At 55.6% G+C, this 20,956-nt stretch carries 18 protein-coding genes and 1 tRNA gene; 10 read left to right on the forward strand and 9 right to left on the reverse strand.

Annotated elements, in window-relative coordinates:
• Window positions 1-38: 38 nt before the first annotated feature.
• From HGP31_RS05220 to HGP31_RS05240, 5 genes are all read right to left on the reverse strand, one after another.
• Window positions 39-260, reverse strand: coding sequence for a formate dehydrogenase subunit delta (locus HGP31_RS05220; RefSeq protein WP_168757276.1), 222 nt, complete (start codon window positions 258-260; stop codon window positions 39-41).
• Window positions 257-3,139, reverse strand: a complete 2,883-nt coding sequence (gene fdhF, locus HGP31_RS05225; RefSeq protein WP_168757277.1) for a formate dehydrogenase subunit alpha — start codon at window positions 3,137-3,139, stop codon at window positions 257-259. Before fdhF ends, HGP31_RS05220 begins: the two co-directional genes overlap by 4 nt.
• The gene (locus HGP31_RS05230; RefSeq protein ID WP_205896190.1) at window positions 3,136-4,695 is read right to left on the reverse strand and encodes a formate dehydrogenase beta subunit; all 1,560 of its coding nucleotides are present in this window, start codon (window positions 4,693-4,695) and stop codon (window positions 3,136-3,138) included. Before HGP31_RS05230 ends, fdhF begins: the two co-directional genes overlap by 4 nt.
• A complete protein-coding gene (locus tag HGP31_RS05235; RefSeq protein WP_020795582.1) occupies window positions 4,692-5,168 on the reverse strand; it encodes a formate dehydrogenase subunit gamma in 477 nt (158 codons plus the stop codon). The genes HGP31_RS05230 and HGP31_RS05235 overlap by 4 nt, the downstream gene beginning before the upstream one ends.
• A gap of 923 nt (window positions 5,169-6,091) precedes the next feature.
• Complete coding sequence (locus HGP31_RS05240; RefSeq protein ID WP_033044400.1) at window positions 6,092-6,400, reverse strand: DUF3077 domain-containing protein; 309 nt, start codon at window positions 6,398-6,400, stop codon at window positions 6,092-6,094.
• A gap of 809 nt (window positions 6,401-7,209) precedes the next feature.
• Between HGP31_RS05240 and HGP31_RS05245 the strand changes: the two genes are divergently transcribed.
• The 3 genes from HGP31_RS05245 to HGP31_RS05255 are packed head-to-tail and all read left to right on the forward strand — an operon-like array spanning window position 7,210 to window position 10,621.
• Window positions 7,210-8,379, forward strand: a complete 1,170-nt coding sequence (locus HGP31_RS05245; protein WP_168757278.1) for a dsDNA nuclease domain-containing protein — start codon at window positions 7,210-7,212, stop codon at window positions 8,377-8,379.
• Entirely contained in the window at window positions 8,376-8,855 is a 480-nt protein-coding gene (locus tag HGP31_RS05250; RefSeq protein ID WP_168757279.1) for a hypothetical protein, read from the forward strand. Before HGP31_RS05245 ends, HGP31_RS05250 begins: the two co-directional genes overlap by 4 nt.
• Window positions 8,852-10,621: a P-loop NTPase family protein gene (locus tag HGP31_RS05255; RefSeq protein WP_168757280.1), complete on the forward strand. Its 1,770-nt coding sequence runs from the start codon at window positions 8,852-8,854 to the stop codon at window positions 10,619-10,621. The genes HGP31_RS05250 and HGP31_RS05255 overlap by 4 nt, the downstream gene beginning before the upstream one ends.
• A gap of 262 nt (window positions 10,622-10,883) precedes the next feature.
• Here HGP31_RS05255 and HGP31_RS05260 read toward each other — a convergent pair whose 3' ends face one another.
• The 3 genes from HGP31_RS05260 to HGP31_RS05270 form a co-directional block, all read right to left on the reverse strand.
• Window positions 10,884-11,909, reverse strand: coding sequence for a YaaC family protein (locus HGP31_RS05260; protein ID WP_168757281.1), 1,026 nt, complete (start codon window positions 11,907-11,909; stop codon window positions 10,884-10,886).
• A 277-nt stretch (window positions 11,910-12,186) separates the two neighbouring features.
• Window positions 12,187-12,516 (reverse strand): hypothetical protein, encoded by a 330-nt coding sequence (locus tag HGP31_RS05265; protein WP_168757282.1) that lies wholly within the window; start codon window positions 12,514-12,516, stop codon window positions 12,187-12,189.
• A 177-nt stretch (window positions 12,517-12,693) separates the two neighbouring features.
• Window positions 12,694-12,778 (reverse strand) — tRNA-Leu (locus HGP31_RS05270).
• Window positions 12,779-12,883: 105 nt separating this feature from the next.
• Here HGP31_RS05270 and queA point away from each other — a divergent pair.
• The 6 genes from queA (at window position 12,884) to HGP31_RS05300 (ending at window position 18,969) form a co-directional block, all read left to right on the forward strand.
• Window positions 12,884-13,933: a tRNA preQ1(34) S-adenosylmethionine ribosyltransferase-isomerase QueA gene (gene queA, locus HGP31_RS05275; RefSeq protein WP_168757283.1), complete on the forward strand. Its 1,050-nt coding sequence runs from the start codon at window positions 12,884-12,886 to the stop codon at window positions 13,931-13,933.
• A 14-nt stretch (window positions 13,934-13,947) separates the two neighbouring features.
• Window positions 13,948-15,063 carry a tRNA guanosine(34) transglycosylase Tgt gene (gene tgt / locus HGP31_RS05280; RefSeq protein WP_020795592.1) on the forward strand — a complete coding sequence of 372 codons (1,116 nt, stop codon included), beginning with the start codon at window positions 13,948-13,950 and terminating at the stop codon, window positions 15,061-15,063.
• Window positions 15,064-15,106: 43 nt separating this feature from the next.
• Window positions 15,107-15,442: a preprotein translocase subunit YajC gene (gene yajC, locus HGP31_RS05285; RefSeq protein WP_007982729.1), complete on the forward strand. Its 336-nt coding sequence runs from the start codon at window positions 15,107-15,109 to the stop codon at window positions 15,440-15,442.
• 63 nt (window positions 15,443-15,505) lie between these two features.
• On the forward strand, window positions 15,506-17,374 hold the full coding sequence (secD, locus tag HGP31_RS05290; RefSeq protein WP_151140555.1) for a protein translocase subunit SecD: 1,869 nt from the start codon (window positions 15,506-15,508) through the stop codon (window positions 17,372-17,374).
• Between the two features lie 9 nt (window positions 17,375-17,383).
• Complete coding sequence (gene secF / locus HGP31_RS05295) at window positions 17,384-18,298, forward strand: protein translocase subunit SecF (RefSeq protein WP_168757284.1); 915 nt, start codon at window positions 17,384-17,386, stop codon at window positions 18,296-18,298.
• Window positions 18,299-18,417: 119 nt separating this feature from the next.
• Window positions 18,418-18,969 (forward strand): glycine zipper 2TM domain-containing protein, encoded by a 552-nt coding sequence (locus HGP31_RS05300; protein WP_020795595.1) that lies wholly within the window; start codon window positions 18,418-18,420, stop codon window positions 18,967-18,969.
• A gap of 250 nt (window positions 18,970-19,219) precedes the next feature.
• Here the strand turns inward: HGP31_RS05300 and suhB are convergent, their stop codons facing one another.
• Window positions 19,220-20,038 (reverse strand): type III secretion system regulator SuhB, encoded by an 819-nt coding sequence (gene suhB / locus HGP31_RS05305; RefSeq protein ID WP_110747042.1) that lies wholly within the window; start codon window positions 20,036-20,038, stop codon window positions 19,220-19,222.
• A 145-nt stretch (window positions 20,039-20,183) separates the two neighbouring features.
• On the opposite strand from suhB, the gene trmJ reads away from it, so the two are divergent.
• Window positions 20,184-20,954: a tRNA (cytosine(32)/uridine(32)-2'-O)-methyltransferase TrmJ gene (trmJ, locus tag HGP31_RS05310; protein WP_033042604.1), complete on the forward strand. Its 771-nt coding sequence runs from the start codon at window positions 20,184-20,186 to the stop codon at window positions 20,952-20,954.
• Window positions 20,955-20,956 lie beyond the last annotated feature (2 nt).

Genomic DNA, 20,956 nt, shown 5'->3' on the forward strand with positions numbered 1-20,956 from the left:
GCGAGCATGCTCGCTCCTACAGGTTTTCCGCCAGCAGGCTAAGCCTCCCAACCTGCCCCGCTGACCGCCTCTTGCGCCAGCGGGTGCATATCCGCGCCATGATGCTCGGTCTGCCAGGCCAGCAGCTCCTTGCGCATGCCCGGCGTCCAGTACATCTTGAGATGATTACGCACACCCAGTACTGCCTGTTGCCGGTCCGGTTCGCTGGCGAAGTACTGGGCGATCTGGTTGGCCATCTTGATCAGGTTTTCGGTGCTCATCGGCGCACCTCTGCCTTATCGCCACGGGCCTGGCGGCGCTCCTTGAGCAAGCGGTGCTGTTCTTCGGTGAATTCCTGGAAGCGTTTTTGCCACTCCGAAGGGTGGTACACGCGGCTGACCTCCACGGCCGTGACCTTGTACTCCGGACAGTTGGTGGCCCAGTCGGAGTTGTCGGTGGTGATCACGTTGGCCCCCGATTCCGGGAAGTGGAAGGTGGTGTACACCACGCCCGGCGCCACTCGTTCAGTGACCCGCGCGCGCAGCACGGTCTGCCCGGCGCGGCTGCCGATGCCGACCCAGTCGCCTTCGTTGATGCCACGGCTCTCGGCGTCGGTCGGGTGGATTTCCAGGCGGTCTTCATCGTGCCAGGCGACGTTTTCGGTGCGTCGGGTCTGGGCGCCGACGTTGTACTGGCTGAGGATGCGCCCGGTGGTCAGCAGCAGCGGATAGCGGCTGTTGACCTTCTCCTCGGTGGGCACGTAGCCGGTGAGCATGAAGCGCCCCTTGCCGCGCACGAATTGATCGATGTGCATGGTCGGCGTGCCGTCCGGTGCCTCGGCGTTGCACGGCCATTGCAGGCTGCCGTGGCGCTCGAGTTCGGCGTAGCTGACGTTGGTGAAGGTCGGCGTCAGGCGGGCGATTTCATCCATGATTTCCGATGGATGCTTGTAGTTCATCGGGTAACCCAAGGCATTGGCCAGCGCCACCGTGCCTTCCCAGTCGGCCTTGCCGCCCAGGGGATCCATGACCTTGCGTACCCGCGAGATGCGCCGCTCGGCGTTGGTGAAGGTGCCGTCCTTTTCCAGGAACGAAGCGCCCGGCAGGAACACGTGGGCGAACTTGGCGGTTTCGTTGAGGAAGATATCCTGCACCACCACGCACTCCATGGCCGACAGGGCCGCGGTGACGTGCTGGGTATTCGGGTCACTCTGGGCGATGTCCTCGCCCTGGCAATACAAGCCCTTGAAACTGCCGGCCAGCGCCGACTCGAACATGTTGGGAATGCGCAAGCCCGGATCGGGTTGCAACGTGACGTTCCACGCCTGCTCGAACTGCGCCCGCACCACTTCGTTGGAAATGTGCCGGTAGCCGGGCAATTCGTGGGGGAAGGAGCCCATGTCGCAGGAGCCCTGCACGTTGTTCTGCCCCCGCAGCGGGTTCACGCCCACGCCTTCGCGGCCGATGTTGCCGGTGGCCATGGCCAGGTTGGCGATACCCATCACCGCGGTGCTGCCCTGGCTGTGCTCGGTGACGCCCAGGCCGTAATAGATCGCGGCGTTGCCGCCGGTGGCGTACAGGCGCGCGGCAGCACGAATATCGGCAGCGTCGACCCCACAGACTGGGGCAAGGGCTTCCGGTGAATTCTCCGCACGGCTGACAAACTCGCTCCAGCGGGCGAAATCGTTACCCTCGCAGCGGGCGTCGATGAAGGCCTGGTTTTGCAAGCCTTCAGTGATGATCACGTGGGCCAGAGCGTTGAGCATGGCGACGTTGGTGCCGGGGCGCAGGGCCAGGTGATAGTCGGCGCGGGCGTGCACCGAGTCCACCAGATCAATACGCCGTGGGTCGATGACGATCAGCCGTGCGCCTTCACGCAGGCGGCGCTTGAGTTGCGAAGCGAACACCGGGTGCGCATCGCTCGGGTTGGCGCCCATCACCAGGATCACGTCGGCCTGCATCACCGAGTCGAAACTCTGGGTGCCAGCGGACTCGCCCAACGTTTGCTTCAAGCCATAACCAGTTGGCGAATGGCAGACCCGGGCACAGGTGTCGACGTTGTTGTTGCCGAACGCGGCGCGCACCAGTTTCTGCACCAGGTAGGTTTCTTCATTGGTGCAGCGGCTGGAAGTGATGCCGCCAATGGAGTCGCGGCCATATTTCTGCTGCAGGCGGCGGAATTCGCTGGCGGCGTAGGTCACCGCTTCATCCCAGCTGACTTCCTGCCACGGGTCGTTGATGTGCTTGCGGATCATCGGCTTGGTGATGCGATCCGGGTGGGTGGCGTAGCCCCAGGCAAAGCGCCCTTTGACACAGGAGTGGCCGTGGTTGGCCTGGCCGTTCTTGTCCGGGACCATGCGCACCAGTTGGTCGCCTTTCATCTCGGCGCGGAACGAACAACCCACGCCGCAATAGGCGCAGGTGGTGATCACGCTGTGTTCGGGCTGACCCAGTTCGACCACACTTTTTTCCATCAGCGTGGCGGTCGGGCAGGCCTGTACACAGGCGCCGCAGGACACGCATTCTGAATCGAGGAAGTTATCCCCGCCAGCCGCCGCCACCCGGGATTCAAAACCACGTCCGGTGATGGTCAAGGCAAAGGTGCCTTGGGTTTCTTCGCAGGCGCGCACGCAGCGGTTGCAGACGATGCACTTGCTCGGGTCGTAGTCGAAGTAGGGGTTGGAAGTGTCCTTCACATCGGCCAGATGATTGTCGCCTTCATAGCCGTAACGCACCTCCCGCAGGCCGACCTGACCGGCCACGGTTTGCAGTTCGCAGTTGCCGTTGGCCGAGCAGGTCAGGCAGTCCAGCGGGTGATCGGAGATGTACAGCTCCATGACGTTGCGGCGTAGGGTGGCGAGCTTCGGCGTCTGGGTATGTACGGTCATGCCTTCAGTGACCGGCGTGGTGCAGGACGCGGGATAGCCGCGCATACCATCGATCTCCACCAGGCACATGCGGCAGGAGCCGAAGGCTTCCAGGCTGTCGGTGGCGCAGAGTTTGGGAATGGTGGTGCCCAGCAATGCGGCAGCGCGCATCACCGAAGTACCTTCGGGCACGCTGATGGTTTGACCATCGATGTTCAGGGTGACCTGCACCTGGCTTTCACGGGCTGGCGTGCCCAGATCCATGTCGGTTTTCGGATCGAATACAGTGATCATTGCTCGGCCTCCGAGGGCTGCAAGCCGAAGTCGGCGGGGAAGTACTTGAGGGCGCTGGCGACCGGAAAGGAGACCATGCCGCCCAAGGCGCACAGCGAACCGTATTGCATCGTGTCGCACAGGTCCTTGAGGATGATCACCTGCTGATCACGACCGGCCTGATCTGGCGCGGCCAACAAGCGGTCGATCACCTCCACGCCCCGGGTCGAGCCGATACGGCACGGCGTGCATTTGCCACAGGATTCCTCGGCGCAGAACTCCATGGCGAACCGCGCCATGTGGGCCATGTCCAGCGTATCGTCCGCCACCACCACACCACCGTGACCGAGCATCGCGCCCATGGCGGCGAAGGCCTCGTAATCCAGCGGCGTGTCGAACTGCGCCGGCGGCACCCAGGCGCCAAGCGGGCCACCCACCTGCGCAGCCTTCAGCGGTCGGCCACTGGCAGTGCCGCCGCCGTAGCCTTCCACCAACTCGCGCAGGGTCAGGCCAAAGGCCCGTTCCACCAGGCCGCCGTGACGAACATTGCCCGCCAACTGGAAGGGCATGGTGCCCAGGGAACGGCCCATGCCGTAGTCGCGATAGAACTGCGCACCCTTGGCCAAAATCAGCGGCGCCGAGGCCAGGGTCAGCACGTTGTGCACCAGCGTCGGCTGGCCGAACAGGCCCTGCAACGCGGGGATCGGCGGCTTGGCGCGAACGACCCCGCGCTTGCCTTCGAGCGAATCCAGCAGGGCGGTTTCCTCACCGCAGATGTACGCGCCGGCACCGCCCCGCACTTCCATATCGAACGCCTGGCCGCTGCCGCCGACATTGGCGCCGAGATAGCCGGCGTCACGGGCGATGTTCAGCGCTGCGCGCAGAGTAGCGACGGCGTCTGGATATTCCGATCGCACATAGATGTAGCCGAAGCTGGCGCCGACGGTAATGCCGGCAATGGCCATGCCTTCGATCAGCAGGAAAGGGTCGCCTTCCATCAACATGCGGTCGGCAAAGGTGCCGGAGTCGCCTTCGTCGGCGTTGCACACAATGTACTTTTGCGCAGCCTGGGTGCCGCGCACCGTGCGCCATTTGATCCCGGCGGGGAAAGCCGCGCCGCCACGGCCACGCAGGCCCGAATCGAACACCGCTGTGGCGGTTTGCTCGCCGCCGATGGCGACAGCCCTTGCCAGGCCTTCGAAACCGCCGTGGGCGCGGTAGTCGTCCAGCGATAGAGGCCGGGTAATGCCGGCGCGGGCGAACAGCAGGCGTTGTTGGGTCTTCAGATAAGGCAGCTCTTCTACCAGGCCCAGGGACAGAGGATGTTCGGTTGAGCTGCTTAGGGCTTCGAGAACGGACGGCACATCGGCAGCGGTCAGCGGACCAAAGCCGATCCGGCCTTGTGGCGAGTCCACCTCCAGCAACGGCTCCAGCCAATACAGGCCGCGCGAACTGGTGCGCTGCAACTCCAGCGGCAGGTTGCGCTCCCTGGCCTGAGTGATCAGCGCCGTGGACACCTCATCGGCCCCCACGGCACGGGCCAGCGAGTCGGTCGGCAGATAAAGAGTCGGCATCATGCGTCCTCCCGGCAAGCGTCGAGCAAGGCATCCAGACGCTCAGCGCTCAGCCGCGCATGCACCCGGCCGTCCAGCTCCAGGGCCGGCGAGCAGGCACAAGCACCCAGGCAATACACTGGCCGCAAACTGATGCTGCCATCGGCGCTGCTGCCGTGGTCATCCAGCTGCAGACGCTCACGCAATTGCGCCGCCAACTGCTCGGCCCCGCGGCTCTTGCACGACTCGGCGCGGCACAGCCGCAGGATATGCCGGGCAGGCGGCGCAGTACGGAAGTCATGGTAAAAACTGATCACCCCGCGCACCTCGGCCTGACTCTGGTTCAGCGCGTGGGCAATCTCGGGCACGGCCGCATCGGGGATATACCCAATGCGCTCCTGAATATCATGAAGAATCGGCAACAGGGCGCCGGGAGTGCCCTTATGGCGCTCCAGCAGGGTATTGACCACAGACAGGTGCAACTCAACATCAGGCATTCAGCAATCCTCACGGTCACGGACAAACCAGAAGGTCGTCGGTCGTCCGAAAGTGTCGGCTGCGGCACTCACACCACGTCACGGCATCGTGGCATTGACAGGCCGTTGGCCAGGGCACCCTGAGCGGGCATCTTGTTGTGCCCGGCACGGTCTTCGCCGCACCTCAACTGGGCATAAAGGGCAGCTTGCCACGCCGCTATTGATCAAACCGCACCAAAGCGACGTGCTCGGTTCTGCCTACGACTATGCATAAAGTCTAGATGAGCGCTGCAGGGGGCGTTCACACACTGGCCTAACGGCCTGAAGGCTTGTCGATGAGGGATGTATAACAAGCATTAGAGGTGGAAAGAAGCCTCAGAACCGTAGGCAGTTCTGCGGAGCAGATGGGCAAAACCATTCCGGGAAAAGCAGCGGTCCGCTCAACCAAAGCCCGAAACTCGGGGCTAATCCAACCGAACGGCACGCAAAACCCCTGTGTGAACCCCCTGTGGGAGCGAGCCTGCTCGCGAAAGCACCAGCCCAGCCAACACAAATACCAAATGGGGTCCTGCATAAAAAAACAACTCACCCACCAGGGCCAAACAATACCCACCAGCCTTCCGCAATACCCTGTAGGAGCTGGCTTGCCAGCGATAACGCCAGCCCAGCCAACATCAGTGCTGAAGCTAGCCACCCGCACGGGTGTCACCAAAACCAGTGTTCAATGCGAAATCGAAATTGCCACAATCATCAGACTGGCTCAGTCCGGCATTACATTCGGGCCTTCTTGTTTACAAACCACGAAGATTGCCCATACCAGCTTCCTGTAGGAGCGAGCATGCTCGCGAAAAACCCAAGGCAACCCCCACGCCCACAGAATGCCCAAGCCCCCGCAACCAAACCCATCCCTACAAACGTCATGCCTGACGTCTAAAACGCAAAAGCTACCCTCCAGCCTCCGCCGCCCGCTTGCCCATCGGCCCAACCGCCCGATCCCGCTCCAACACCTTCACCGCATCATCCACCAACGCCTTACCCATCGACGTCAAATAATGCGCAGCCCAGGCATGCCGGTCGGTATCCCTGGCATAGGCAGTATCTTCAGTCAGCGTCTTGGCCAGAAACAGAAAATCAGAAGCCATCGACAACGCATCACCGAGCGGAACGCCGCGAGTAACGTGGAACAGTGGTTGATCGGAGCAGTAAATGGCGGGGGTTAATCCGATGGTTTTGAGTTCAGGTTGTTCGGTCATTGGCCACCTCCGAGGATGGAGAGGCAATGGGGGAGGGTATTACGCGATTGGGAATTACGTAGTGGGAAAAGCCAAATTTCAAACGGATTGATACTGCGCATTATCCAACTCCTTGATATGAGGAGCTGCCACGTTCGTTTCCACACGAATGGGTGACAGCTGTGCGCAGGGTGGAAAACCGGGAATCAAGGAAACCGGCACGCCCGAAGACGTCCCACGCACAGCCGCCATAACTCACGCCGCAGGCATAAAAAAAGCGCCGGCAGACGTGATGGGGGCGCTGTTGCGCCTTGAATTACACGGGTTTCCACACCCGGTCGCTGAATTGGCAGCGACGGGTGGGAGGTTAGCGCGTGGATACCTTTGCTGCAACCTTCGAAGTCCCAACTCAATTTTTCTCGCCGGAATCAACCGATGTTGATCTGTTGTGTCGTATCTAAATGTGGAACACCAACCGATTGAATCGTCGTGTGGAAGGCTGAGATGAGTCGTATTCGGCCTGGTAGGAGGGGCAAGCTTCTACCGGTGGTGCTCGGAGAACCAAGAAATATCCAGATTCCATATCCGTATCCTTTACCTCCTGCGATTAGCGAGCTAGCTTAGCTTCCAATGGCAATGTGCCAATACATGGGTTTTCAGTAGAGTTCAGGATGATTTCTAATAGGGGAATTACTAAGTACCAAAAGCTTTTTGCTGATGAAGATGAATTTCTCTATTAACTTAATGGTATTCGCTAAGTCAATTTTATTACCTGATGTTGAGGGTTTTAGCACTCAGCATTATATTTGTATAGATAATGGATAGATAAGATGCTCGATACAAAAAAGGCACGGGAACAAAGTGGTAGGGATTCGTTCGGTCGGTATCGCGCACAGGTGCGTTCCGCAGCAATAGCATCTTTATCTATCCTGGAAGGTGGGGAGGTTGATAGGGTTTACTGTGATTTACATGATGATTTTGTAATTCGAAAAAATGGCCCTGGTGGTTTTGGTTATATATTTTATCAAGTAAAAACCAAGGGTAAGCAAAATCATAATTGGACTATTAATGAGATGTTTGGACTGAATACTAAGTTGAAGGATCAGTCGAAACAAAATGCTGATAATATAAAGGATAGTTTTGCTGGGAAGCTTTTGCTGCATACTGTTGTGTTTGATGAGTATTGTAACTCTGTCGTGTTTCAAACTAACATCCATAATAGTGATGAAGTTGATGAGCTGGTTTCTGATGTTGAAAATGGTGTGTTCTCTAATAAATTTTCTAAGGTTTTGTTGGATAGATTTAATGAGTGTTTTGGCCAAGGCGGTAGGGAGCATACACTTGAAGAGATCAAGGTTTGTTTGTCAAAACTGCGTTTTGAACCAGACGTTCCCTATCTGAAGGAGCATGATAGTTTTTTTGAAATTATAGCCAAAGAAAAGATATATGAATTTAGTGAGATTGAGCTTGAGCGTGCTGAGTTTAAAGAGATACTGTTGAGGCTTTTGGATCTTGTCGAAAAAAAATCAAGCGGCGTCATAAAAGTTTGGAATGCAGAATCCATAGAAAGCTGCGCTGGAATTTCAATAGATGATTTGCTTTCAATATTGAGCATATCTAGAGATGCTTACAATAGCCTTTTGCGGGGCGGTGATAGTAGTGCAATAAAGTCAGCATCAATAATTCAGCGATCACTCAGTGCTGGTGGTGCGGACAATGCGATCATTATGTATTGCTCAAAATGCAAGATAGATTGGGATCTGTGGTATAGGAATAATAGGCATGTCATTCCGGAAATAGATCTGTTGGCAATTTCTGAGCGCATTAGAACTATTTTGTTTGAGACTGTCGGTCCGAAGGGAATGCTTAAAATTAGTGGTTTAAGAGCGCCGATAAAGAGGTTGCTTAACGATTTTGGCGACGAAGGTCTTAGATTCGATCTGACAGAAGAACTTTTGTTAGGTGGTGTTTTTTCTGAGTTGGTTAAAGGAAAATCATGAATTTTGATAGTTTCTTCGAGTCGGTAGAAGATAGAGGTATAGTCTTATCTGTAAGTGATTCAGAGTATGGAGGGCAGCAATTTCTTAGTAATGAAGCATTGTTTCAACTGCCTTTAATATGTTTTATTGTTCTTCTTATGGCCAAGGATAAAAGGAAGCCAAAGGTTTCTGAGGTTGGGCGGTTGGTTGGTGAAAGTATTGAAGACGGGATGCCTGGATTTAAGGGGTCTGCGCAACATATCGGCTGGTCAGCAAACTTAAGAGTCAGGACCGTGAAGGCGATTACTTTTTTAGAGAGTACGTCTCTTATTGATGTTAATAACAGGCAAGGTAGGCTGGTTATTACTGAGCTCGGAAAAAAATTGATAGCTAGAGCTATGGAGCGTGATGACGATCTTTCTTATAATCTTGCTCAAATTGCTAGGGCCTACAGAAATATTTGTGTAGCTAAACAGCTAGATTTGGAGTTGGAATGAAATTATTAAATATTAAAATTTTTCCAAATGGTCAATCAGGGTGGGGGTCTAAGCTGCTGAAGTTTGGTCGTGATATTACACAGTTATATGGTCCAAATGGTTGTGGTAAAACCCCGCTTGTACAGTCTATTGCTTTTTGTCTTGGGTTTCCTAGCGTTTTTAGGAATGATATATATAATCGTTGTAAATACGTTGAGCTGCGGGTTTCATCTGCTAAAGGGGAGCTTGTTCTTCGGCGTATTTATAGTCGTGATTTAGATGTTGAGGTTGTCGATTCTAAGGGTAATGTTCGGCGTTTTTTAAATGAAAGGGATTACTCTGTTTTTGTTTTTGAGTGGCTTGGGCTTACCGCTCACAATCTGGTTACTACTGGTAATCAGTTAGGTGCTCCCTATTTGTCCACTCTTTTGCCAATATATTATTTAGATCAGGATGTTGGGTATAGCGAGATTTACTGTCCTCCAGCAAAATTTATCAAGGACCAATTTTCTGAAATGATGAGGATGGTGCTGGATTTACCTGTTAAAAATTCATTCGATATAAAAAAGGAGCGATTTAAAGCAAAGGAGCGTTTAGATTATCTTGATAAGGATGTCCAAACTCTTGGGCGAATGGTCGGAGTGGCTAGAGGAAACGCGTCTACGATCAAGAAAACACGAAATGAGCTAGAGTCTGAGATCGAAAAATTTGAACTTGAAGTTGAACAGCTTCAAAGCGCAGGGGCGAGCCGAGATGACTCGCTAGGTGCGTTGGATCGGCTAATTTCTACCCATCGAAGTCGTGTTAGAGATATATCCTCTGAAATATATCAACTACAAAAGCGTAATGAGGGTATAGGTACGATAGTTCATGAAATAAACACTGAAGTTGAAACTTTGAACCTTAATGAAGAAGCTCGAAGAGTGTTTCTTTCGTTCAGGGAAATATGTGGGGCGAATTTCTGTCAGCTATTTTCTGCTAGTTCGGATGCGTATAGTAAAAATCTGCTGTACTTGCGCGATCAAATTAAAGATTTAGAGCGTAACGCAAGCTTGGATGAAGTCAGGATTGAAGAGATGCTTAGGCAAAAGGAATCTCTTGAGCTTGTTATAGGTGGTTTGGTGGATGAGCGTAATGCATCCATAGATAGGAGTGAAATATCGGCATTGGTTCAAGCTATAACAAAGATAAAGTCAGAGATTTTTGCACTTCAGCTTCAGTTGAGTGAGCTTGATCGAGTAAAAGTTATTGAGGAGAAACACTTTGGCGTAATTTTAGAAAGGGATAAGGCTTTAAGCCTTTTTGAGTCTTTTTCTGTTGAACGGTCTTCATCTCCTGATTTGATAAAAGTTAGGGCTGATCTACGCAGGAATTTTATTGAGTGGTTAGATGTTCTTCATACTCATAATGTTAGTAAGGATATCACATTTAAGGATGATTTCACGCCTCTGCTAGGTGTGGAGACTATAGCCCAACTTAAGGGTAGTACCAAAATTCGTGCCGTATTGGCTTATCATGCTGCTGTATTTCAGACTTTCGCCGAAAAAAATGTTGCTGGGTTTAGGTTTTTAATTCTAGATACTCCCAAGCAACATGAAATTCATAATGATGATTTGGGTCGATACTTAGACGCGTTGAAAACTTTGTGCGCATCGCATGATGTGCAAGTAGTATTCTCGACAACTGAGTATCATCATGCTTGTGATGAACATGATATGGAATGGAATCCTTCATATCCTGGTGAGGATCAAGACATGTTTCTTAAAGTTGGAGGTGTCTCGGATTAGTTAGTAAGAAAAGATGCTCTATTAAAGTCGTAGGCCATCTTGTTTTGATAATTCGATTGCATGGATGCGATTTCATCACGCAGGGTGGCTTTCATAGGTCTTGAGTGGGCCGAGCGGTGCATCGAGCTGGCATTTGAACTTACTGTTATTTCAGAGGTGCTTGATAAGTAGCGGTTGGTATCTCGGCGAAAAGGGGAGTTCTGGTAGAGAGCAATAAGCCTGTCCCCTTTGTGTTGTATTTATTTAGTGATCGGTTTTGTATCTAGAAGCTAGCGTAGGCTTTCAGAACGCTCTGGCCGAGGATTCTTGCGGTGGCAAGGTACAAAAATTGTTTTGGTTGAGTATTTAAGAATTCGCTCATTAGCCATTGCTCTTTGTCAGAAAATATCTCATCAAACATGTAAGGGTGGTAACGAGTTATTGAGCCAAGGTAGAACATCACCATGTAAATTATAGATTCTTGGCTGTAGCGACCTATAGCAGAATTTGAAAGGTACATTGTGTAGCCGCTGCTGCCAATAAAATACCAGATGCCATTGCTTTGAATTGCTTCGCTTAACGCGGCGTAGTCTTTGCGCGTCGGTGAGTAAGTTGGCATGGAGGTCTTTACAGTGTAATAGATTTTTTCGTCCTCCTGTGAAATTGAGTATCCACGTGCAGTTAGTGTCGGAATATCAGCAGAAAGACACTGGAGTTCGGCTTTAAAAATGAGCTCTTTGCCGTTTTTGTAAAGCTTATGGCTTGTTATGCGATAAAATACTTCCGTTTGATTATAAATTTCCGAGTATGCTCGATGTACACCTACGCAATGATTTAAAATGTCCTTAACGTTTATAATCGCGTCGGTGATGGTTGTGTTGGGGTCGAAAATAGAGACTATTTCGTGTGCCACTTGCACTATTTGATTTTTTTTCTTTTGTTTTGTTACTGTTGATTGTGCAAATTTGTTGTTGTGGTTTTCGTGCATGCCGTGCATGTACATCTTTTTTGGGCCATGTTTTCCGGAAAGATTTATTATGATTTTTGAGAGGTTGAGGAAGGAATAGTAGTAAAGGAGAGGCTGGCTCTTTACTGGGCTTGTATCTGCGGTTATGTAAAAGTGCTTTGCTTGCTCAAGAAGAGATCGTAGAAAATCTTCTTCTTTACGATCTTTGCTGGCTTTCTTAATGACATAATCCCAGAACGCCCAAATGTCAGAGATTACGATTTTTTCGTTTTTTCCAAGGCTCACCAATGACGATGGTTTTGAGAAAAGCGGAAATCCGTACTTCATTTCAACTTCAGTCAATAAAATTCTCCCGGGTTTTGTGTTTTAGTATTAATAGAGTGCTAACTGTGCATAACACCTTTGGTGTGCATGGCGGATAACACTCTGGGGCGAACATCTTTCACCGCTCTTGAAGGCAGTATTCGCATAGGGGTACAACTCGTTTATGCACCAAGATGGCAGTTCCCTTTGTGTGCTGGGTTCAGTTGGTGCCGAGGTTAGCTCAAGCTGGGGACAAGAAACAACATGGAAGTAGTCGTCTCATTTCAGGAGCACTAGCTAAATGGCTCGCCCTCTTTCATTGAATGTCTTTCAAATAATCCTTGAGCGCAACGAGCGGAACATCAAGCTCCTCCATCCCCCGAACCCCGGCAAACTCCCCCACCAACCTCCCCAACTCCCGCCCCAACGGCTTATCCACACCCCCAACAGCCTCCAACGCCAACCCCACACACTCACCCACCTTCACCTGAATCCCCTCAACATCCCCCCGGCGCACCAGCAACTCAAACACATCCCGCTGGTAATCACCCATCACCAGGTCATCCCGCAAAATCGGGCTTGAACCTTCCGTCTCATAAGCCAGCTTGAGGGAGAAGAGGGCGACGGTTTCCAGTTGTGATTCCATTGGGGAGTCCTTGTGAAATGTTCCGCGGGTGTGGGGCGCGTGGAGAAGCAGGATCAAAAGCATCGCCAGCAAGCCGGCTCCTACAGGTCAACGGGGTGTCAGGGCGTTGGCGGTGGGTGCCAGGTGCTTTTCTGCAGACGAAAAAAAAGGCCTTGCTAAGCAAGACCTTTCTTAATTTGGTGCCCCGAGGGAGACTCGAACTCCCACTCCTTTCGAAAACGGATTTTGAATCCGCCGCGTCTACCAATTCCGCCATCAGGGCAATGGCCGCGGAGTATAAAGATGAGATAACCGTCGGTCAATCAGGTACATGGAGAATTTTTGATATTTCCGCTAGACTTCCCGGCCCTGCTAGACGAACCCCATCATGCGCGTTGCTGACTTTACTTTCGAGCTCCCTGATTCGCTGATCGCCCGCCACCCTTTGGCCGAGCGTCGCGGTAGTCGCCTGTTGACCCTGGATGGGGTCAGCGGCGCCCTGGCACACCGTCAATTCACTGATTTGCTGGAGCATTTGCGCTCTGGCGATTTGATGGTGTTCAACAATACCCGGGTGATCCCGGCGCGGCTGTTTGGCCAGAAGGCTTCCGGCGGCAAGCTGGAAATCCTGGTGGAGCGGGTGCTGGACAGTCATCGCGTGCTGGCCCATGTGCGTTCCAGCAAGTCGCCCAAGCCCGGGTCGAAGATTTTGATCGACGGCGGTGGCGAGGCCGAGATGCTGGCGCGTCACGATGCGTTGTTCGAGCTGGGCTTTGCCGAAGAGGTGTTGCCGCTGCTCGACCGTGTCGGGCACATGCCGCTGCCTCCTTATATAGACCGCCCGGACGAAGGCGCGGACCGCGAGCGTTACCAGACCGTCTACGCCGAGCGTTTGGGCGCGGTGGCGGCGCCGACGGCGGGGCTGCATTTCGATCAGGTGTTGATGGAGGCGATTGCCGCCAAGGGCGTCGAGACGGCGTTCGTGACCCTGCACGTGGGCGCTGGCACCTTCCAGCCGGTGCGGGTCGAGAAGATCGAAGACCACCACATGCACACTGAATGGCTGGAAGTTGGCCAGGACGTGGTGGATGCGGTGGCCGCCTGTCGTGCGCGTGGCGGTCGGGTGGTGGCGGTGGGGACGACCAGCGTGCGTTCCCTGGAAAGTGCCGCCCGCGATGGCGTGCTCAAGCCGTTCAGCGGCGATACCGACATTTTCATCTACCCGGGCCGGCCGTTTCATGTGGTCGATGCCCTGGTCACCAACTTCCATTTACCTGAATCCACGTTGTTGATGCTGGTCTCCGCGTTTGCCGGTTATCCGGAAACCATGGCCGCCTATAAGGCTGCCGTCGACAACGAATATCGCTTTTTCAGCTACGGTGATGCGATGTTTATCACCCGTAACCCCGCACCACGTGGCCCCGAGGACAAAGAATGAGTCGCCAATGTCGTATGTCGTTTGAGTTACTTGCTACTGACGGCAAGGCTCGTCGCGGTCGTTTGACCTTCCCGCGCGGTACCGTCGAGACCCCGGCCTTCATGCCGGTGGGCACCTACGGCACGGTCAAGGGCATGTTGCCGCGGGATATCGAGGCCACTGGCGCTGAAATCATTCTGGGCAACACGTTCCACCTGTGGCTGCGCCCAGGCATGGAAGTGATCAAGAAGCACGGCGACTTGCACGATTTCATGCAGTGGAAAGGCCCGATTTTGACCGACTCCGGCGGTTTCCAGGTGTTCAGCCTGGGCGCCATGCGCAAGATCAAGGAGGAGGGCGTGACCTTCGCCTCCCCGGTCGACGGCGCCAAGGTGTTCATGGGCCCGGAGGAGTCGATGCAGGTCCAGCGCGACCTGGGCTCGGACATCGTGATGATTTTTGACGAATGCACGCCGTACCCGGCCGACGAAGACGTCGCTCGCGTGTCCATGGAGTTGTCGCTGCGCTGGGCCCAGCGCTCGAAAAACGCCCATGCCGACAACACGGCGGCGCTGTTCGGTATCGTTCAGGGCGGCATGCACCAGGATTTGCGCATGCGCTCCCTGGAGGGCCTGGACAAGATCGGCTTCGACGGCCTGGCCATCGGCGGTCTGTCGGTGGGCGAGCCCAAGCATGAAATGATAAAGGTGCTGGACTATCTGCCGGGCCAGATGCCGGCTGACAAACCTCGTTACCTTATGGGCGTTGGCAAACCGGAAGATCTCGTGGAGGGTGTGCGCCGCGGTGTGGACATGTTCGATTGCGTGATGCCAACCCGTAATGCCCGCAATGGGCATCTGTTCATTGACACAGGCGTGATCAAGATCCGTAACGCGTTCCATCGCCATGATGATTCGCCGCTGGATCCGACCTGCGATTGCTATACCTGCCAGAACTTCTCCCGTGCTTATCTGCATCACCTGGACAAGTGCGGCGAAATGCTGGGAAGCATGCTCAATACCATCCATAACTTGCGTCATTATCAAGTGCTTATGGCTGGTTTGCGCGAGGCTATTCAACAGGGTACATTGGCCGCCTTTGTCGATGCCTTCTACGCCAAACGCGGGCTACCCGTGCCGCCTTTGGACTGAGTTTCCTGACCCCAATATTCAACATTTGCAACTGGAGTGCTAAATGAGCTTTTTTATCTCTAACGCCATGGCAGACGCTGCTGCACCTGCGGCAGGCCCTATGGGCGGCGGCTTTGAGTGGATTTTCCTGGTCGGCTTCCTGGTCATCTTCTACCTGATGATCTGGCGTCCACAGGCCAAGCGCGCCAAAGAGCAGAAGAACCTGCTGAGCAGCCTGCAGAAAGGCGACGAAGTCGTGACCACCGGCGGCATCGCCGGCAAGATCACCAAAGTGGCCGACGATTTCGTGGTTCTGGAAGTTTCCGACACCGTCGAAATGAAGTTCCAGAAAGGCGCCATCGCCGCCACGCTGCCAAAAGGCACGCTCAAAGCGATCTAAGTTTCAACTTTTACTCAATCGACGGGGCGCGCAAGGCGCCCCGCGTCATAAGCGGGCGGCGTGATGCTGAACAAATACCCTCTGTGGAAATACATTCTGATCCTGGCGGTGCTGGCGATCGGTCTGATTTATTCCGCTCCCAATCTTTATCCTGATGACCCGGCCATTCAGGTCAGCGGTGCAAGCACTGCACTGCAGGTCAATCAGGCTGATCTGGATCGTGTGAGCGCTGCGCTCAAGGAATCCGGGATCAGCGTCAAGGCTGCCACCCTGGCTGCCAACGGCAAGGGCGGTTTGATTCGCCTGACCAAGGCTGAAGACCAGTTGCCGGCCAAAGACGTCGTGCGCAAGGCATTGGGTGATGACTACGTCGTTGCACTGAACCTGGCGCAAACCACCCCGCAATGGCTGCGCAGCCTGGGCGCGCACCCGATGAAGCTGGGCCTGGACTTGTCCGGTGGCGTGCACTTCCTGCTGGAAGTGGACATGGACAAAGCCCTGGATGCACGTTTGAAAGTGTACGAAGGCGATGTGAAGAGCCTGTTGCGTAAAGAGAAACTGCGCTATCGCAGCCTGCCGCAACTCAATGGCGCCATTCAGCTGGGCTTCTCCGATGAAGACAGTCGTGAACAGGCCCGCAGCCTGATCCGCAAGAATTTCAACGATTTCGACATTGTTCCGGCCGACCTCAATGGCCAGCCGGTGCTGCGTCTGGCGATGACCCCGGCCAAGCTGGCGGAAATCCGCGAATACTCCATCAAGCAGAACTTGACCACGGTCCGTAACCGCGTCAACGAGCTGGGTGTTGCCGAACCGATCGTCCAGCGTCAGGGCGCCAACCGCATCGTGGTTGAGCTGCCGGGCGTGCAGGACACTGCCGAAGCCAAGCGTATCCTCGGCAAGACGGCCAACCTTGAGTTCCGCCTGGCCGCCGAGCCTGGCGCTTCGAAGGCCACGTCCGAGGAATTCGAGTTCCGTGAGGGCAAGCGTCCTCCTGCGCTGATCGAGCGTGGCCTGATCATCACCGGTGACCAAGTGACTGACGCCAAGGCTGGTTTCGGCGAGCACGGTACGCCAGAAGTGAACATCCGCCTGGATGGCCACGGTGGCGAGCTGATGAGCCGTGCGACCCGTTCGAACGTGGGTCGCAGCATGGCGGTGATCTTCATCGAGCAGCGTCCGGTTACCACTTACACCAAGCAGATGGTTAATGGCGTCGAGAAAGACGTAGCGGTCCAGACGTTCAAGGAAGAGAAAAAGATCATCAGCCTGGCGACCATTCAGTCGCCGCTGGGTGCGCAATTCCGTATCACCGGCCTGAACGGCCAGGGCGAGTCGTCCGAACTGGCGCTGCTGCTGCGTGCCGGTGGCCTGGCTGCACCAATGTACTTCGCTGAAGAGCGCACCATTGGCCCGAGCCTGGGTGCCGACAACATCACCAAGGGTATCGATGCGTCGCTGTGGGGCATGCTGTTCGTCTCGCTGTTCATCATCGCCATCTACCGCTTCTTCGGCATCATCGCCACCGTCGCACTGGCGGTGAACATGGTGATGCTGCTGGCCTTGATGTCGCTGCTGGGGGCCACGCTGACCCTGCCGGGCATCGCCGGTATCGTGTTGACCATGGGTATGGCGGTCGACGCCAACGTACTGATCTTCTCGCGGATTCGTGAAGAGATCGCCGCGGGCATGACCGTGCAGCGCGCAATCAACGAAGGCTTCGGCCGGGCATTCACCGCGATTCTCGACGCCAACCTGACCACCTTGCTGGTCGGCGGCATCCTGTTTGCCATGGGCACAGGGCCGGTCAAGGGCTTCGCAGTGACCATGTCCCTCGGGATCTTTACCTCGATGTTCACGGCCATCATGGTGACCCGCGCGATGGTCAACCTGATCTTCGGCGGACGTGACTTCAAGAAGTTGTGGATTTAAGGGGCTGCCATGTTACGTACAATCAACTTCATGGGCGTTCGCAACGTTGCGTTCGGCGTCACATTGTTCCTTACCGTGCTGGCCTTGTTCAGCGTCGCCACCAAGGGCATGAACTGGGGCCTGGACTTCACCGGCGGTACGCTCATCGAGCTGACCTACGAGCGTCCGGCCGACGTCACCAAGGTGCGTGAGCAGCTGGTGACCGCGGGTTATCACGAAGCCATCGTGCAGAACTTCGGTGCGACCACCGACCTGCTGGTGCGTATGCCGGGTGAAGATCCACAACTGGGTCACCAGGTGGCCGAGGCCTTGCAGAAGGTCGGCGGCGAAAACCCGGCGACGGTCAAGCGCGTCGAGTTCGTCGGCCCGCAGGTGGGTGAAGAGCTGCGCGACCAGGGCGGCCTCGGCATGCTGATGGCGCTGGGCGGCATCCTGATCTACCTGGCGTTCCGCTTCCAGTGGAAGTTCGCGGTCGGGGCGATCGTGTCCCTGATCCACGACGTGATCGTGACCATCGGTATCCTGTCGTTCTTCCAGATCACCTTCGACCTGACGGTGCTGGCGGCGGTACTGGCGATCATCGGTTACTCGCTCAACGACACCATCGTGGTATTCGACCGGGTTCGTGAGAACTTCCGGGTACTGCGCAAGGCCAACCTGATCGAGAACATCAACATCTCGACCACGCAAACCCTGCTGCGCACCATGGCCACCTCGATCTCCACCTTGCTGGCGATCGCGGCCCTGCTGTTCTTCGGTGGTGACAACCTGTTCGGCTTTTCCATCGCGCTGTTCATTGGTGTATTGGCGGGTACTTACTCGTCGATCTACATCGCCAACGTGGTGCTGATCTGGCTGAACCTGAGCTCTGAAGACCTGATTCCTGCGGCCAACACCGAGAAGGAAGTCGACGACCGTCCTTGAAGGTCAATTCCTTCGGCGATGTAGTCCAAAAAGGCGCGAGTTGAACTCGCGCCTTTTTTTATACTCCAAGGCTGGGAGAAGCGCAGACGCGCTCCGCATGTGATGTTCAGGAGGTTCATGTGAACAAGTCGATGCTGGTTGGTGCTGTACTGGGTGCTGTCGGTGTAACTGCCGGCGGTGCTGTGGCCACCTACAGCCTGGTTAAGGATAATGGCCCTGAGTACGCGCAAGTACTCGCCGTTGAGCCGGTCAAGACGCAAATCAAGACTCCACGTGAAGTGTGCAAGGATGTAGCGGTCACCCGGCAAGCGCCGGTCAAAGATCAACACCAGATTGCCGGTACCGTGGTAGGTGCGCTGGCAGGTGGTTTGCTGGGTAACCAGATCGGCGGCGGCACGGGCAAGAAGATTGCCACGGTTGCAGGCGCTGTCGGTGGTGGTTATGCCGGTAACAAGGTGCAGGAGGGCATGCAAGAGCGTGACACCTACACCACGACGCAGACGCGTTGTAATACGGTGAATGACATCAGCGACAAGGTCGTGGGTTACGACGTGCGTTATTCGCTTGATGGCAAGGAAGGCAAGGTGCGGATGGATCGCGATCCAGGGAACCAGATCCCTGTGGATAAAGAGGGCAAGTTGATCTTGTCGGAGAATCAGCAGGCACATTGATCCGCTGAAGTCAGATTCAAAAAGAAGCACCCTGCGGGGTGCTTTTTTGTGCGCACGAGTCATGCCGCACCCCAATCCCCTGTGGGAGCGAGCCTGCTCGCGAAGGCGTCCCCGCATCCAGCAATGATGGCGGCTGATACACCGCTTTCGCGAGCAGGCTCGCTCCCACAGGGGGGTAGTGTTGCCGCCGGAGATGGATTCCAGGCATAAAAAAAGCACCCCGCAGGGTGCTTTTTCTGTCGCTGGAAGCTTAGCGCTTCAGCGAGGCCGGCAGGTGCGGCTGGATGGCCGTCAATACTGCCTTGAAGCATTTGGTGTTGCCGGCTACGACGTGGCCTTTTTCAAGGAAGTCGTGACCGCCGGTGAAGTCGCTCACCAGGCCGCCTGCTTCCTGGATCAACAGGGCGCCTGCTGCCATGTCCCACTCGGACAGGCCCGACTCCCAGAAGGCGTCGAAACGACCGGCGGCCACGTAGGCCAGGTCCAGGCTCGCCGAGCCAGCGCGGCGGATGCCGGCGGTCTGGCCGACCAGGGCGCGGAACATGCCCAGGTAGTTGTCGAGGTTGTCCATCTGGTCGTCACGGAACGGGAAACCGGTACCCAGCAGGGCGCCGTCCAGGCTGGTGCGGCCGCTGACGCGCAGGCGACGGCCGTTCAGTTGGGCGCCGCGACCACGGCTGGCGGTGAATTCTTCCTGACGAACCGGGTCCAGGACCACAGCGTGTTCCAGGCGACCGCGGTATTTGCAGGCGATGCTGACAGCGAAGTGAGGAATGCCGCGCAGGAAGTTGGTGGTGCCGTCCAGCGGATCGATGATCCACAGGTACTCTTCGCCTTCGATGCCGCTGCCGGCGTGCAGGCCGGTCTCTTCACCCATGATCGAGTGATTTGGGTACGCCTTGCGCAGTGCGTCGATGATTTTCTGTTCGGCGGCGCGATCCACCTCGGATACGTAATCCTTGGCGTCTTTTTCGTCGACCTTGATGGTATCCAGGCGCTCGATGGAGCGGAAGATCAATTCACTGGCGCTGCGGGCGGCGCGCAGCGCGATATTCAGCATGGGCTGCATGGATGTGTCACCTAAGGTTGTTAAAGAAAGCCGGGCATTCTATCAGAAAGTTTCTACAGGAGAAGGACGACGTTCGCTTTCATGGCTTAACGGTAGTGGGCGCTGTAAGATTCTGCTCCCGATAATGTGTTCGAGAGCGCCTCCCTTGCTGCAAAACATTCGTGTCGTCCTGGTCAATACCAGCCATCCGGGCAATATCGGCGGGACCGCGCGCGCCATGAAAAACATGGGGCTGTCGCGCCTGGTGCTGGTCGAACCACGCCTGTTCCCGCACCACGAGGCCGATGCCCGTGCTTCCGGTGCCGGTGACATCCTTGAAAAGGCGCAAGTCGTCGCCACCTTGGAAGATGCCTTGGTCGGCTGCAATCTGGTGCTGGGCACCAGTGCTCGCGACCGGCGCATTCCCTGGCCGCTGCTGGACCCGCGCGAATGCGGGACCAAAGTGGTCGAGGAAGCCGGGCAGGGGGCCGAGATCGCCCTGGTGTTCGGTCGGGAAGATTCCGGCCTGACCAACGAAGAGCTGCAGCGATGTCACTATCACGTGCACATCCCATCAGACCCTGAGTTCAGTTCTCTGAACCTTGGGGCGGCGGTGCAGGTGTTGAGTTATGAAGTGCGCATGGCCTGGCTGGCCGCCCAAGGTCAGCCAACCAAGGTCGAGAAGGAAGAAGTGGCATCGGTCAAAAGCGCTGAGCTGGCGACCATGGATGAGCTGGAGCGGTTCTATGAGCACCTGGAACAAACCCTGGTGGCCATCGAATTCCTCGACCCGGAAAAACCACGGCACTTGATGGCGCGCCTGCGCCGGTTGTACGGACGCAGCTCGGTCAGCCGAGCGGAAATGAACATTTTGCGTGGCATCCTCACGGAAACCCAGAAAGCGGCCCGTGGTGAGCTTCTTAAGCGGAAGGATTAATG

This window comes from Pseudomonas umsongensis (genome assembly GCF_012647205.1).
Taxonomy (GTDB): domain Bacteria; phylum Pseudomonadota; class Gammaproteobacteria; order Pseudomonadales; family Pseudomonadaceae; genus Aquipseudomonas; species Aquipseudomonas umsongensis.